We start from the raw sequence: 13,484 nt of genomic DNA, 5'->3' as shown, positions 1-13,484 counted from the left end.
GCTCAGCGTGGGGTGGCGGTACCGGGGTCGCGCAGTTGGGCGAGGCCGCCGGCGACCCCGTGCAGCAGGTCGGTTGCCTCGACGAGCCGTTCCGCCGCCGGGTGCTCGGTGGTCGACCGGGTGTCCTCGGCGAGGTAGCCGGCGGCCGCGACGACCAACGCCTCGTAGGCGGCCACGCCCCGGTCGAGTTGCCCGAGCAGGTCCCGGTGGGCCGATTTCAGCGCCGGCCGGGACTGCTCCGGGGCGAACCGGGTCGCCTTCTCCAGGCTGGCCACCCGGTGGGCCAGGTCGTGCAGCGAGTGCTCCGCGGCGGTCGCCTCCAACACGGCGGGCTCGGCCAGGGCGGGTAGCCGGCCGGCGAGCCCGTTCATGGTGGACGAGGCGCGGGACAGCCGCTCCCATCGGGCGGCCGCCGCCGAGCCGCGCAGGGCGAGCCTGGTCCGCTGTCGGCGTACCTCGGCGACCACGCCGGGCCCGGCGGGCAGCCGTTCGACGGCGGCGACCAGCCGGGCGCGGCTCTGCTCGGCCCGGGCGACCGGGTCGGGCGGCGGCGGAGCCGGTTGCGCCGCCTGCCGGCGCAGGTCGGCCCATCGCCACAGGGCCAACACGGCGGTGCCGCCGGCACCGGCGGCCCAGGCCGCGTCCGGCAGACCCAGCCCCTGGTACGGGGTGAGGACCGCCGCCGCGCCGCCCAGTGCGCCGGCCCAGACGCTCCACCAGCGGGCGGACCGGCGCAGCACACGCAGCCGCCGGAAGTAGCGGGCTCGCTGGTCGGCCATGACCGCCCCTCCCCTGCCCCGCCCGCTCAGCCGGCGGCGCTCTGGTCGCCGGTCGGCTTCTCCTTGGCCATGCTGCGCCGGATCTCGTCGAGTCGGGCCACCCCGGCGTTGTCCGCCGCCCGGTTGGCCTGGTCGACCGCCGGCTGGTTCTGGCCGCCGAGCTGTTCGCCGGCCATGCTGGCCCGGATCTGCTCCAGCCGGGCCGAGCCGGCCAGGTCGAGGCTGCTCTTCTGGACCTCCAGCATCCGGCCCTCGACCGAGTTGCCGGCGAGTTCGGCGCGGCCCATGGCGGTGGCGTACCGGCGTTCGATCTTGTCCCGCACCTCGTCCAGCGAGGGGGTGGTACCGGGCGCCGCCAGCGTCGACATCGACTCCAGCGACTTCGCCACGGTCTCCTGCATCTTGGCCTGTTCGAGCTGGCTGAGCAGCTTGGTCCGCTCGGCCAGCTTCTGCTGGAGAATCATGCTGTTGTTCTCGACCGCGCGACGGGCCTGCCCGGCGGCGCTGAGCGCCTGGTCGTGCAGGGCCTTGAGGTCCTCGGTCGACTGCTCGACGGAGACCAGTTGGGCGGCGAGGGTCTGCGCGGTCTGCTCGAACTTCTGCGCCTCCGCCTCGTCGCCGCCGGCTCGGGCCCGGTCGGCGAGGACCAGCGACTGGCGGGCCATCCCCTGCAACCGCTCGACCTCGGACATCTGCCGGGACAGCTTCATCTCAAGCTGGTGCTGGTTGCCGATGACCGCCGCCGCCTGCTGCACCAGCGCCTGGTGTTGGCGCTGGGACTCCTCGATGGCCTGCTGTATCTGCACCTTCGGATCAGCGTGCTCATCGATCTTGGCGCCGAACAGCGCCATCAGGTAGCGCCATCCCTTGACGAACGGGTTCGCCATCTTCGCGTTATCCCCTCGGTGTCATCCGCTCCGGCCAGCCGCCGCCCGACCGGTCTGGACCGGTGGAACGCGGCATGGTCACCATCGTCCCAGTACGGCGCCACACCGGCAGACAACCGCAGGGATCCCGGCCGGAGACGCCGCTGGAACTGCCCACCCTACGCCGCAGAAAGCGGGCCGAGCAGGGCTCAGGCGGCGCGGACGATGTCGCGGGGCCGGTCGCTGGTGGACCGGACCCGTCGGGTGGTGCGCAGGGTCGCCTTGAGCGGGGAGTCCTGGCGCACCGAGACGGAGACGTTCCCGTCGGTGGCGACCTGACGTACGCCGGACTCGGTCACCGTACGCACACCGGAGTCGGTGAGCACGGTGCGGGCCGGGACGTCGACCGTCGACCTCTCCTGCACCGGTGCCAGCACTCCGGAGACCTGCTCGCCGAGCGCGACCGTGTCGCTGACCTCGCGCAACAGCTCGGACAGGCGTGCACCGAGGGCGTCACAGATGGCGGCGAGCAGTTCGCTCGACGCCTCCTTCTGGCCACGCTCGATCTCGGACAGGTAGCCGAGGCTCACGTTGGCCGCCGAGGAAACCTCGCGCAGGGTGCGGTGTTGACCCTGCCGGCGAGCACGCAACGCGTCACCGATTACCCGGCGTAGCAGGACCATCGCACCTCCCCCTCACGTGGGACCGTAGCTCCGGCGGCAGTCAGCGCAACGCCGCGTGGAGCGACTCCGACCCCCAATCCCGACCGCTGCCGGGACCTTCCCGCAACCGTACCCGTTGCCGGCCCGCACGACATCCCACCCCGCCGGTCCGGATTCCCGCCGGACCCCGTCTGCCGCCCCGCTCAGCCCCGCACCGGCGGCGGCGCCAGGCCGTGCACCTGCTCCGCCAGCAGCCGCAACGCCTCGGTGACCGTGTCCATCCGGATCTGTTGCCGCCCGCCGCGCAGACGCAGTTCCCGGACCTCGGTGCCGCCCGGTCCGGCCGCCGCGACGAAGACCAGCCCGACCGGCCGCCCGTTCTGCGGCTCCGGGCCGGCGACCCCGGTGGTGGCCAGGCACCAGTCGGCGCCGCACCGCCAGCGCCCGCCCTCGGCCAGGGCGGCGGCCACGTCCGGGTCGACCGGACCGCGCGCGGCCAGCAGTTCGGCCGGTACGCCGGCCAGCGACTCCTTCAGATCGGTGGCATAGACCACCAGCCCGCCCCGGAAGACGCTGCTCACCCCGGCGATGTCCACGATCGTGGCGGCCAGCAGCCCACCGGTGAGCGACTCCACGACGGCCAGGGTCTCGCCCCGCTCGACCAGTGGGTGCACCACCGCCGCCGCCTCGGTCGCCGCGGCCCGTGCCCCGGCATCGCCAGTCATACCGCCTCCTTACCGTCCCACCGACCAACCCCCGCCACCCGGTCCCGGTGACGCCCCGTCGGTCGGGGTCGGGCCGATCGGCCGGCGGGCGCTAGCTGGGCCGGCGGCGCAGCCGCAGTGCCCGTACGACGTAGTCCAGACCGGTGATCACGGTCACCACCAGGGCGATTCCCATGATCCACGGGCCGACGAAGGTGGCCGGTTCCGGCACCGGCCAGAGGTACCAGACGATCGCCAGTATCTGCAACGCGGTCTTGGCCTTGCCGCCCCGGCTGGCGGCGATCACCCCGAACCGGATCACCCAGAACCGGATCAACGTGACACCGAACTCACGGGCCAGGATGAGCAGGGTGACCCACCAGGGCAGCAGGTCGTACCAGGAGAGCAGGACCAGGGCGGCGCCGGTCAGCGCCTTGTCGGCGATCGGGTCGGCCACCTTGCCGACCGCGGTGACCAGCTTGAACCGGCGGGCGATCCAGCCGTCGAGCAGGTCGGTCGCGGACGCCACGGCGAAGGTCAGGCAGGCGGCGATCCGCCAGGCCGGGTGGGTCATCTCGGAGACGACCGCCAGCACCACAAAAACGGGCACCAGGACCAGCCGCAGGGCGGTGAGCGCGTTGGCCGCGTTGACGACGGGCACCGGCTCGACCATGGCGGCCGGGGCGGTGGGCTCCGACGCCTCCGTCACGTCGTCACCTCGCGCTGCCCGGCGGGCTCGCCGCCGCGGACACCAGCTCGACCGGTACGGCGACCAGGTCGACCCCCTCGGTTCCGGTGACGGTGGCCCGGACCAGGTCACCGGGGCGCAACGCGGCCAGGTCGACCCCGCCGCCGACCGGCGCCACCAGCGTGGTGGACCCGTCGACCTCGGGCGCCTGGTGCTCGGCGCGTCCCTCGACGACCCCGCCGTCGACCGTGTCGACCAGCACCTCGACGGTCGAGCCGAGCCGTTCCTCGGCACGCTGGGAGCAGAGCTCGTCGGCGAGCGCGCTCAGCCGGTCGTACCGTCGCTTGATCGTGGCCGAGGCGACCTTGCCGGGCAGGCCGGCGGCCTCGGTGCCGTCCTCGTCGCTGTAGTCGAACATGCCGATCGCGTCGAGCCGGGCCTCGGACAGGAACCGGACCAGCTCGTCCACGTCGGCGCGGGTCTCGCCGGGGAAGCCGACGATGAAGTTGCTCCGCGCGCCGGCCGCCGGGGCCAGCTCACGGGCCGAACCGAGCAGTTCGAGGAATCGGGCGGTCGACCCGAATCGCCGCATCCGGCGCAGCACCGGCTCGCTGGAGTGCTGGAACGACAGGTCGAAGTAGGCCGCCACCCCCGGCGTGGTGGCGATCGTCTCGACCAGCCCCGGCCGGGTTTCGGCCGGCTGGAGATAGCTCGCCCGGACCCGGACGATCCCGGTCACCGCGGCGAGCTGCGGCAGCAGCTTCTCCAGCAGGCGCGGGTCGCCGAGATCCTTGCCGTACGAGGTGGAATTTTCGCTGACCAGCACCAGTTCGCGTACGCCCGTGCGGGCCAGCCACTCCGCCTCGGCCAGCAGTTCTTCCGGCGGGCGGGAGACGAACGCGCCCCGGAACGCCGGGATGGCGCAGAACGCGCATCGCCGGTCGCAACCGCTGGCGAGCTTGAGCGAGGCGACCGGACCCGTGTCGAGCCGGTGGCGCAGCACCGGGCGCAGGTGCGCCGGGGTGTGTTCGTCGGTGACGAGGGCGCCGCCGGCCGGGCGTGCGGTCTGCTGCGCGTGACCGGGCACCACCACGCCGCTGCCGTGCCGGTCGACCGGGGTCAGCGGGAGCAGTTCGCGCCGGTCCCTGGGGGTGTGCGCGACGACCTGCTCACCGGCGAGGACCGCGTTCAGCCGGGCCGAGATGTCCGGGTAGTCGTCGAAGCTCAGCACCGCGCCGGCCTCGGGCAGGCTGTCGGCGAGTTCGCGGCCGTAGCGCTCGGCCATGCAACCAGCGGCGACCACCTTCGCCCCGGTGTCGGCGGCGGCGAGCAGGGTCTCGATCGAGTCCTGCTTGGCCTTCTCGACGAAGCCGCAGGTGTTGACGAGCACCACGTCGGCGCCCTCGCCGTCGGTGGTCACCTGCCAACCGTCGGCGTCGAGACGGGCGGCCAGCTCCTCCGAGTCGACCTCGTTGCGGGCGCAGCCCAGGGTCAGCAACGCCACCCGGCGGCCGGTGGTCGAGGAAGAGGAATTGGCAGACACCATCCGAGGGTACCGGGCCGCTCCGGAAGCCCCGCGCCCGCTAGGCGCGCAGCGCCCCGTCCCGGACGCCGACCCCGGCACACCGACCCGGCCGCTAGGCGCTCAGCGCTTCGACCCGGGCCAGCCGGTCGAGCAGGAAGACCTCCGCGCCGGCCAGCCCGACCGAGCAGAACAGGGTCACCTGGTCGGCGGCGGTCCGCCCCGGCTGCTCACCGGTGAGCAGCGCGCCGAGGTGGCGCAGCCGGTCGGCGTACGGCGCGACGGCGGCGAGCATCGGCGGCCGGTAGTCCATCGCCTGCTCCACCGAGTCGGTGACCAGCACCTCGGCCAGGTCGAGCAGGTCCGGCCCGAACTCGGCCCGGCCCTGCTGCTTGAAGCCGACCACGTTGACGTGGGTGCCGGGGGCCAGGTCGGCCGGGTCGACCACCGGGGTCGGGCTGTCGGTGGCGAGCACCACCACATCGCGGTCGCGTACCGCCGCCGCCGCGCTGGTCACCGCGTGTGCGGGTACGCCGAGCTCGGCCCGTACCCGGGCGGCGAACGCGTCCCGGACGGCCGGCGTACGGCAGTGGACGGTCACCTCGCGCAGCGGGCGTACCGAGGCGGTGGCCCAGATCTGGGCCCATGCCTGTCGCCCGGCGCCGAGCACCCCCACCGTGGCGGCATCGGGGCGGGCGAGTGTGTCGACCGCCACAGCACCGAGTGCCCCGCTGCCCCGTGAGCCGATCTCCTCGCCGACCGCGATCGCCCGGATCCGGCCGGATCCCGCCTCGTGCAGCACGACGAGCTGCTCCGCTTCGGGGCGGCCGAAGGTGTCGTAGGAGCGGAACCCGTACCACTCGTCGGCCAACTGCCCGGCGGCCGTGACCAGGCGCCCTCCGCGCAGGGCCGCGGACGCGCGGGGCGGCGCGACCAACCGCCCGCTGTACGCGGCCAGCAGCGCGGCGCGCATCGCGGCGACGGCGGTTAGACCGTCAAGCCGTTCGGCTACCTCGTTGTCGGTGAGAAGCAGGGTCATGGGGAAATCCTGATAGTTGAACCGGACTTGAGGTCAAGTCGGATGGGTGAGGTTCACCACATCCAGCTCGGGCGCCGATCGATGGCTAGACTGGGCCGCAGGTGGACGCTCTCGCGTACACCCCGGACGAGCGCGTGCCGTACCCGGCCAGGCAAAGACGGCGCGCAGATGGTGATGACCACACTCGACCTGATCGAGGTCCTCGGTGCCCTGCTGATCCTGGCCGCGTTCGCCGCCAATCAGCTCCGCCGGATGGACCCGCACTCCGTCCGCTATCTCCTGCTCAACGTCGTCGGCGCCGGCATCCTCGCGGTGCTGGCCGCGATCCACCACTCCTGGGGCTTCCTCCTCCTGGAGGGCACCTGGACCATCGTCTCCCTGATCTCCCTAGCCCACACCCTCCTCCCCCGCCCCCACTCCCCCGACCCCGACAAGCCCTGACCGCTCTTGTAGAGAAAGGGTGGTTGTCGCGCGTCGAATAGCCACTCTTTCTCTACACGAGTGCCTTCGGGGCGGACGAGGGCGCGGCGGGTCAGGCGTCGGGGTTGTCACCCTGGAGGGTGGCGAGGACGTCGTCCAGTTCGTCGGGCTTGATCAGGACGTCGCGGGCCTTGGAGCCTTCGGAGGGGCCGACCACGCCGCGGGTTTCCATCAGGTCCATCAGGCGGCCGGCCTTGGCGAAGCCGACCCGCAGCTTGCGTTGCAGCATCGAGGTGGAGCCGAACTGCGAGGTGACCACCAGCTCGATCGCCTGTACGAGTACGTCCAGGTCGTCGCCGATGTCCTCGTCGACCTTCTTCTTCATGTCCTTCGCCGGGGCGAGCACGTCGGAGCGGAACTCCGGCTCCCGCTGCTCCTTGCAGAACTTCACGATGTCGGCGATCTCGGACTCGTTGACCCAGGCGCCCTGGATGCGTACCGGCTTGGAGGCGCCCATCGGCAGGAACAGGCCGTCGCCGCGACCGATCAGCTTCTCCGCGCCGGGCTGGTCCAGGATGACCCGCGAGTCGGCCAGCGACGAGGTGGCGAACGCCAGTCGGGACGGCACGTTGGCCTTGATCAGGCCGGTGACCACGTCGACCGAGGGGCGCTGGGTGGCCAGCACCAGGTGGATGCCGGCGGCGCGGGCGAGCTGGGTGATCCGGACCACCGAGTCCTCGACGTCACGCGGGGCGACCATCATCAGGTCGGCCAGCTCGTCCACGATCACCAGCAGGTACGGGTACGGCCGGATCTCCCGCTCACTGCCGGGCGGCGGCTTGATCTGACCGGCCCGCACCTTGCGGTTGTAGTCGTCGATGTGGCGTACCCCGGCGGCGGCGAGGTCGTCGTAGCGCATGTCCATCTCGCGGACGACCCAGTCCAGCGAGTCGGCCGCCTTCTTCGGGTTGGTCACGATCGGCGTGACCAGGTGCGGAATCCCCTCGTAGCTGGTCATCTCGACCCGCTTCGGGTCGATCAGCAGCAGTCGTACCTCGTCCGGGGTGGCCCGGCTCAGGATCGAGACCAGCAGCGAGTTCAGGCAGGAGGACTTGCCCGCGCCGGTCGCGCCGGCGATCAGGATGTGCGGCATCTTGGCCAGGTTGGCGACCACGTAGCCGCCCTCGATGTCCTTGCCGAGCGCCACCAGCATCGGGTGGTGATCGCTGCCGGCGGCCCGGGAACGCAGTACGTCGCCGAGCGCCACGTCCTCCCGGTCGCTGTTCGGGATCTCCACCCCGACCGCGCTCTTGCCGGGAATCGGGCTCAGGATCCGTACGTCGGGGGACTTCACCGCGTACGCGATGTTGCGGGAGAGCTGGGTGATCCGCTCCACCTTGACCCCGTGGCCGAGCTCGACCTCGTAGCGGGTCACGGTCGGGCCACGGGTGAAGCCGGTCACCGCGGCGTCCACGTCGAACTGGTCGAAGACGCCGGTGAGCGCGGCGATCACCTCGTCGTTGGCCTTGCTCCGGGTCTTCGGCGCGGTGCCGGTACGCAGCAGGTTGGCCGGCGGCAGCACGTAGTTGCCGCCGAGGCCGGTGAGGGCGAGCTGTTCGGCCCGGCTCGGTGCCGGCGAGTGCTCGGGCGGCTCGGCGGCCTTGCGAACGGTGGGGACCTTCGCGGCCGGCCTGCGCGGCACCGGGACCGGCTCGTCGGGGAGCTCGTCGGCGTCGTACCCATCGGTGTCGCCGGCCCCCCCGACCCGGCTGCCGCCGCGACGGCGGGGTGGGCGGCGGCGGGCCGGGGGTTCCTCGTCGTCGGGCTCGTCGAGTTCGTCGTCCTGGTCGGACGGGGTGCCGCCGCCCCGGCCGGTGATCGCCTCGGCGAACAGGCCCAACCGTTCCGGGACCTTGTTGATCGGGGTCGCGGTGACCACGAGCAGGCCGAACAGGACCAGCAGGACCAGCAGCGGTACGGCCACCCACGGGGTGAACGCGTCCTCCAGCAGCCGGCCGATGCCGGCGCCGATCAGCCCGCCGGCGTAGTCCCGTTCGAGGTTGTTGGTCGGGTGGTGGCCGATGTGCAGCAGCCCGCCGGTGCCGAGAATCAGCGCCGACCAGCCGACCAGCCCCCGGCCCCGGTGCTCCGCCTCGCCGGGGGTGCGCATCAGCCGGATCGCGCCGATCAGCAGCAGCAGCGGCAGGACCACGGAGATGGCGCCGAGGAAGAGCCGGACGGTGTCGGCGAGTCGGGCGCCGAGCGGGCCGGCGGAGGAGAACCAGACCGCGACGGCGGTCAGGATGGACAGGCCGAGCATGAGCAGCCCGGCGCCGTCGCGGCGGTGCTCGGGGTCGAGGTCGCGGGCGGTGGCGGCCTGGCGGCCGGCGGCGCGGAACGCCCAGCCGACGCCGTGCGCCATCCCCATCCACATGGTGTTGACCGCGCGACCGACGTAGACCGCCGGTGGGGTCCGCGCGGGCTTGCGGGCCGCCGCACGGGTACGGGCAGACTGCTGGGCACGCGTGGGTTGCCGGGTACGGGAAGCGGCGGCGCCGCGCGTGGACGACCCGCTTCGGCGCCGGTTCGCCTGAGGGGTACGGCCCGCCATAAGGTCACACGTTAGCCCTGCCGTCGCGGATATCCGCGCTTTTACCGGTCGTGTCCACGCCCGGTCCGGCCGAAGTACGCCGACGGTGCGGTCGAACGTGGTGGACGGTCCGGCCGAACTATGCCGGGTCGCGTGATCCGCCTAACATCACGGGCAGACCAACCAGCCCAACTCGCCGTAACGGGGGACGTCGCATGTCATCGCCGGGTTTCCCGCACTCCCCGGATGAGCCGGATCTCCCGCACTCGCCGGATGAGCCCGTCGGGGCCGGGCAGTTGCAGACGCTGCAACCGCTGACCAACGACCTCATCGCGGCGGTGCTGAGCGCCCGTGGCTTCTCCTTCTACACCGATGGCGACGGTGACCTGGTCGGCCGGTGGGACGACAACCTGATCTACTTCTTCCGGCTCGGCCCGGACGGCGAACTGCTCCAGGTACGCACGATGGCCGCGACCACGTTCCCGATCGACCGGGTCCCCGAGCTGTACGCGTTCTGCAACGCCTGGAACCACGACCGGTTGTGGCCCAAGGCGTTCGTGCACGTCAACGACGACGGCAGTGCCCGGGTCTGCGGCGAGGTAACCGCCGACCTGGCCCAGGGGGTGACGCTGCACCAGCTCGACCAGCTGATCAACTGTGGCATCTCGACCGGCTGTCAGCTCGCCGAGTCCGCCGCCGAACTGCGGCCCTGAGCGCGGGATCCATCATGGAGCAACGTTTCCGGGTCGACCTGCGCGGCGTCGTCGACCTGCTCAGCCAGCATCTCTACAGCAGTCCCCGGGTCTACGCCCGCGAGCTGTTGCAGAACGCCGCGGACGCGATCACCGCCCGGCGGGCGCTCGCCCCGGACGCCGACCCGTCGCCCGAGCCGGGCCGGGTCGTGTTCGAGATCGACCCGGACGGCACGCTCCGGGTCCACGACAACGGCGTCGGTCTGACCGAGCCCGAGGTGCACACGTTCCTGGCCAGCGTCGGGCGTACCTCCAAACGCGACGAGTTGGGCTTCGCCCGGCAGGACTTCCTTGGCCAGTTCGGCATCGGCCTGCTCTCCTGTTTCATGGTCGCGGACACCATCGAGGTGGTGTCCCGCTCGGTCACCGGCACCCCGGCGGTGCACTGGACCGGCCACGCCGACGGGCGCTACACGGTCGAGGTCGACGACGACGCCCGGCCGACGGTCGGCACCACCGTGACCCTGCGGCCCCGGCCCGGTGGCGGGCACTGGTTCGCGCCGGAGCAGGTAGCCGACCTGGTCCGGGCGTACGGCCATCTGCTCGACGTGGAGGTGGTGCGGCACGCCCCGGACACCGCCGAGCTGCGGCTGACCGAGCCGCAGGCGCCCTGGGAGGTCGGGCACGACGACCCGGAGGTACGCCGCAGCGCGCTGCTCGACTACGGGGCGGAACTGCTCGGCAGCCGCCCGATGGACGTGATCGACCTGCGGGTGCCGGAGGCCGGGCTGGTCGGCGTCGGCTTCGTCCTGCCGACGGCGGGCGCGATCGGGCCGGGCGGGCACCGGGTCTACCTGAAGCGGATGTTGCTCAGTGAGAACGCGGTCGGCCTGGTGCCGGAGTGGGCGTTCTTCGTCCGCTGCGTGGTCGACACCTCCGTGCTGCGGCCCACCGCCAGCCGGGAGGGCCTCTACGACGACGACCTGCTCTCGCGGGTGCAGGAGTCGCTCGGCGGGCAGATCCGGGACTGGCTGCTGGACCTGTCGGTGCACCACCCGGACCGGCTGGCCGCCTTCCTCCGGGTGCACCACCTGGGGGTGAAGGCGCTCGCCGTACGCGACGACGAGATGCTGCGGCTGGTCGACGCCGGGCTGCCGTTCGAGACCAGCCGGGGCACGATGACGCTGCGCGCGTTCCGGCGCGGCGGCGCCTCGGTGCTGCGGTACGCCGAGACGGTGGACGAGTTCCGCGCGCTCGCCGCGATCGCCAGTGCCGTCGGCACCCCCCTGGTCAACGCCGGGTACGCGTACGACACCGAGATCCTGGAGCGGCTGCACCGGATCGACCGGTCGGTGACCGTACGGCGACTGGATCCGGGTGAGCTGGCCGCCCGGCTGGAGCCGCTCCCGGCCGAGCAGGAGGCGGGGCTGGCGACGTTCCTGGGTGTCGCCCGGGGCGTGCTGGCCGAGTTCGGCTGCGTGCCGCTGATCCGGCAGTTCGACCCGGTAACCGTACCGGCGTTGTACGTGGTCAGCCGGCGGGCGCACGAGCAGGAGACGGTCGCGCGGGACCTGGCCGAGGCCGACGAACTCTGGTCCGACGTGCTCTCCGCGTTCGCCGAGGTGGAGATCGACCACCGCCCGGAGCTGGTGTTCAACTGGCGGCACCCGCTGATCCGGCGGATCACCGCGGGTCCGCCGGGCGCCACCCTGCGGCACGGCATCGAGGCGCTGTACGGGCAGGCGCTGCTCGCCGGCCACCACCCGCTGCGCGCGGTCGACACCGCCGCCCTGAACCGGTCCTTTCTCGCCCTGCTCGACCGCGCCTTCGCCGGCCCGCCAGCCGGTACCGGCGCACTGCCCGCCGCGGATCCGCCCCCCGAGGAGAACCCATGACCGCCCCCCGCCTGTGCTGCGAGACCTCGGCATGAGCGAGCAGGATGAGTTGATCGAGGCGTTGGAGGACGCCCGGGACCTGCCGGACGGCGACGGCAAGATCGCCGAGCTGGAACGGATCGTGGCGCACGCCGACGCGGCCGGCAACGTACGGCTCGGTTTCGACGCCCGGTTCGCCGTGATCGACGCGTACAACAACCACACCGAGCGGTGGCGGATGCTGCCGCCGTTCAGCTGGTGCCTGGCCGCCTTCGACCGCGACCCGTCGCTGTTCGACGACTGGGACGCGGAGATGCTGCGCTGGTACCACAAGTGGGCGATCGCCGCCCTGCGCAGCACCCCCCGGGTCGGGCTGGCGCAGACCCAGGCCGCCATGGACGACCTGGAACGCCGCTTCCGGGCCGGTGGGCGCAGCCTCCAGGCGGTCTACAACCTGCGCTGCCGGATCGCCGACCATCTCGGCGACGAGGCCGGGGCGCGGGAGTGGCTGGGCAGGTGGCGCGCCGCCCGCCGGGACGAGAACAGCGACTGCGCCGGATGCGACCCGTCCCGCCAGGCCGAGCTGCTGGCCGGCTGGGGCGAGTGGGAGGAGGCGGTGAACACCGTCGAGCCGGTCCTGTCCGGTGCCCTCGGCTGCGCCGAACAACCGGAGAAGGCGCTGGTCACGGTGCTCATCGCGTACCTGCGGCTGGGGCGTTACGACGAGGCGGCCCAGGCGCACGTGCGGGCGTACCGCCGGCATCGGCACGAGCGGGACGCGTTCCCGTTCCTCCCCGAGCACCTGCGGTTCTGCGCGCTGACCGGTCAGCACGAGCGCGGGTTGGAGATCCTCGGCACCCACCTGGGCTGGCTGGACCGGCCGTACGACGAGTCCTCGGCGATGGAGTTCGCCGCCGCCGGCGCGCTGGTCTGCCGGCTGGCCACGGAGGCCGGCGTCGACCGCAAGATCCAACGCCCGGCGTACGGCGAGCGGGCCGCCGCCGAGATGTCGCTGCCGGCGCTCGGTGCCGACCTGCTGGCGACCGCGCAGGATCTCGCCGGGCGGTTCGACGCCCGCAACGGATCCAGCCACCAGTCCGGTCGGATGGCCGCCTGGCTGGCCGAGCGGCCGCTGGACGTGCCGGTGGTGCTGCCGCCGGACGAGCCGTCGGGCGACTGGGCGATGCCGGCCGCGTTGCCGCCGGAGGGGCGGCAGGACGTGGTGGCGCCGCTGCGGATCGAGGCGATCGTCGCGGTGTTGCAGGAGCGCGGGGACCACTACCTGGTGGACGACGACGGCACGGTGGGCGGACGCTGGGGCTCGGCCGTGATCCAGTTCCAGCGGATCGGCGAGCGGCAGGAGATCCTGCACGCGCGGGTGATCTCCGACCGGCGGCTGGCGGCGGACCGGTTGGCCGAGGCGTACGAGTTCTGCAACTCCTGGAACCACGACCAGTTGCTACCGAAGGCGTACGTGCACGACACCGGCGAGGGTGAGCTGATCATCGCCGGTGACGTCACCACCGACCTGGAGCACGGGGTGAGCGGCCCACAGTTGGCCGCCCTGGTCAACGCCACGGTCGCGACCGGCGCCGCCTTCGCCGACGCAGTAGCCGACCTCCCCTGACCCCCTCCCCCACCCCCCGCA

12 protein-coding genes and 1 riboswitch are annotated in these 13,484 nt (G+C 72.7%); of the genes, 4 read left to right on the top strand and 8 right to left on the bottom strand.

Annotated features, from left to right (window positions below; genetic code table 11):
* Positions 1–2: 2 nt before the first annotated feature.
* From pspM to OG792_RS07220, 7 genes are all read right to left on the bottom strand, one after another.
* Complete coding sequence (gene pspM, locus OG792_RS07250) at positions 3–779, bottom strand: phage shock envelope stress response protein PspM (protein ID WP_329108450.1); 777 nt, start codon at positions 777–779, stop codon at positions 3–5.
* Positions 780–805: 26 nt separating this feature from the next.
* Entirely contained in the window at positions 806–1,666 is an 861-nt protein-coding gene (locus OG792_RS07245) for a PspA/IM30 family protein (protein WP_329108449.1), read from the bottom strand.
* 188 nt (positions 1,667–1,854) lie between these two features.
* Complete coding sequence (locus OG792_RS07240) at positions 1,855–2,328, bottom strand: helix-turn-helix domain-containing protein (RefSeq protein WP_329108448.1); 474 nt, start codon at positions 2,326–2,328, stop codon at positions 1,855–1,857.
* Positions 2,329–2,510: 182 nt separating this feature from the next.
* Positions 2,511–3,032: a CinA family protein gene (locus OG792_RS07235; protein WP_329108447.1), complete on the bottom strand. Its 522-nt coding sequence runs from the start codon at positions 3,030–3,032 to the stop codon at positions 2,511–2,513.
* A 91-nt stretch (positions 3,033–3,123) separates the two neighbouring features.
* A complete protein-coding gene (gene pgsA / locus OG792_RS07230) occupies positions 3,124–3,684 on the bottom strand; it encodes a CDP-diacylglycerol--glycerol-3-phosphate 3-phosphatidyltransferase (protein ID WP_329111144.1) in 561 nt (186 codons plus the stop codon).
* A 40-nt stretch (positions 3,685–3,724) separates the two neighbouring features.
* Positions 3,725–5,245, bottom strand: a complete 1,521-nt coding sequence (gene rimO / locus OG792_RS07225; RefSeq protein WP_329108446.1) for a 30S ribosomal protein S12 methylthiotransferase RimO — start codon at positions 5,243–5,245, stop codon at positions 3,725–3,727.
* 91 nt (positions 5,246–5,336) lie between these two features.
* Entirely contained in the window at positions 5,337–6,260 is a 924-nt protein-coding gene (locus OG792_RS07220) for an ornithine cyclodeaminase family protein (protein WP_329108445.1), read from the bottom strand.
* 98 nt (positions 6,261–6,358) lie between these two features.
* Positions 6,359–6,427: riboswitch (guanidine-III (ykkC-III) riboswitch) on the top strand.
* 1 nt (position 6,428) lies between these two features.
* Here OG792_RS07220 and OG792_RS07215 point away from each other — a divergent pair.
* Complete coding sequence (locus tag OG792_RS07215) at positions 6,429–6,701, top strand: CBU_0592 family membrane protein (protein WP_329108444.1); 273 nt, start codon at positions 6,429–6,431, stop codon at positions 6,699–6,701.
* A gap of 91 nt (positions 6,702–6,792) precedes the next feature.
* Here the strand turns inward: OG792_RS07215 and OG792_RS07210 are convergent, their stop codons facing one another.
* A complete protein-coding gene (locus OG792_RS07210) occupies positions 6,793–9,291 on the bottom strand; it encodes a DNA translocase FtsK (RefSeq protein WP_329108443.1) in 2,499 nt (832 codons plus the stop codon).
* A 194-nt stretch (positions 9,292–9,485) separates the two neighbouring features.
* Between OG792_RS07210 and OG792_RS07205 the strand changes: the two genes are divergently transcribed.
* From OG792_RS07205 to OG792_RS07195, 3 genes are read left to right on the top strand one after another with little or no spacing between them, the layout of a single operon-like run.
* Complete coding sequence (locus OG792_RS07205) at positions 9,486–9,983, top strand: YbjN domain-containing protein (RefSeq protein WP_329108442.1); 498 nt, start codon at positions 9,486–9,488, stop codon at positions 9,981–9,983.
* A 14-nt stretch (positions 9,984–9,997) separates the two neighbouring features.
* The gene (locus OG792_RS07200; protein WP_329108441.1) at positions 9,998–11,857 is read left to right on the top strand and encodes an HSP90 family protein; all 1,860 of its coding nucleotides are present in this window, start codon (positions 9,998–10,000) and stop codon (positions 11,855–11,857) included.
* A gap of 31 nt (positions 11,858–11,888) precedes the next feature.
* Positions 11,889–13,463, top strand: a complete 1,575-nt coding sequence (locus OG792_RS07195; protein WP_329108440.1) for a YbjN domain-containing protein — start codon at positions 11,889–11,891, stop codon at positions 13,461–13,463.
* Positions 13,464–13,484 lie beyond the last annotated feature (21 nt).

The organism is Micromonospora sp. NBC_01699, from assembly GCF_036250065.1.
Classification (GTDB): Bacteria; Actinomycetota; Actinomycetes; order Mycobacteriales; family Micromonosporaceae; genus Micromonospora_G.
Note: the sequence above shows the minus strand (reverse complement) of the source record. Positions and strands in the feature narration are given on the sequence as shown.

Excerpts from the sequence above, each read along its gene's own strand:
- pgsA (WP_329111144.1), bottom strand. The coding sequence starts at position 3,684 with ATGGTCGAGCCGGTGCCCGTCGTCAACGCGGCCAACGCGCTCACCGCC.
- rimO (WP_329108446.1), bottom strand. The coding sequence starts at position 5,245 with ATGGTGTCTGCCAATTCCTCTTCCTCGACCACCGGCCGCCGGGTGGCG.
- OG792_RS07205 (WP_329108442.1), top strand. The coding sequence starts at position 9,486 with ATGTCATCGCCGGGTTTCCCGCACTCCCCGGATGAGCCGGATCTCCCG.
- OG792_RS07220 (WP_329108445.1), bottom strand. The coding sequence starts at position 6,260 with ATGACCCTGCTTCTCACCGACAACGAGGTAGCCGAACGGCTTGACGGT.
- OG792_RS07235 (WP_329108447.1), bottom strand. The coding sequence starts at position 3,032 with ATGACTGGCGATGCCGGGGCACGGGCCGCGGCGACCGAGGCGGCGGCG.
- OG792_RS07195 (WP_329108440.1), top strand. The coding sequence starts at position 11,889 with ATGAGCGAGCAGGATGAGTTGATCGAGGCGTTGGAGGACGCCCGGGAC.
- pspM (WP_329108450.1), bottom strand. The coding sequence starts at position 779 with ATGGCCGACCAGCGAGCCCGCTACTTCCGGCGGCTGCGTGTGCTGCGC.
- OG792_RS07245 (WP_329108449.1), bottom strand. The coding sequence starts at position 1,666 with ATGGCGAACCCGTTCGTCAAGGGATGGCGCTACCTGATGGCGCTGTTC.
- OG792_RS07210 (WP_329108443.1), bottom strand. The coding sequence starts at position 9,291 with ATGGCGGGCCGTACCCCTCAGGCGAACCGGCGCCGAAGCGGGTCGTCC.
- OG792_RS07200 (WP_329108441.1), top strand. The coding sequence starts at position 9,998 with ATGGAGCAACGTTTCCGGGTCGACCTGCGCGGCGTCGTCGACCTGCTC.
- OG792_RS07240 (WP_329108448.1), bottom strand. The coding sequence starts at position 2,328 with ATGGTCCTGCTACGCCGGGTAATCGGTGACGCGTTGCGTGCTCGCCGG.
- OG792_RS07215 (WP_329108444.1), top strand. The coding sequence starts at position 6,429 with ATGGTGATGACCACACTCGACCTGATCGAGGTCCTCGGTGCCCTGCTG.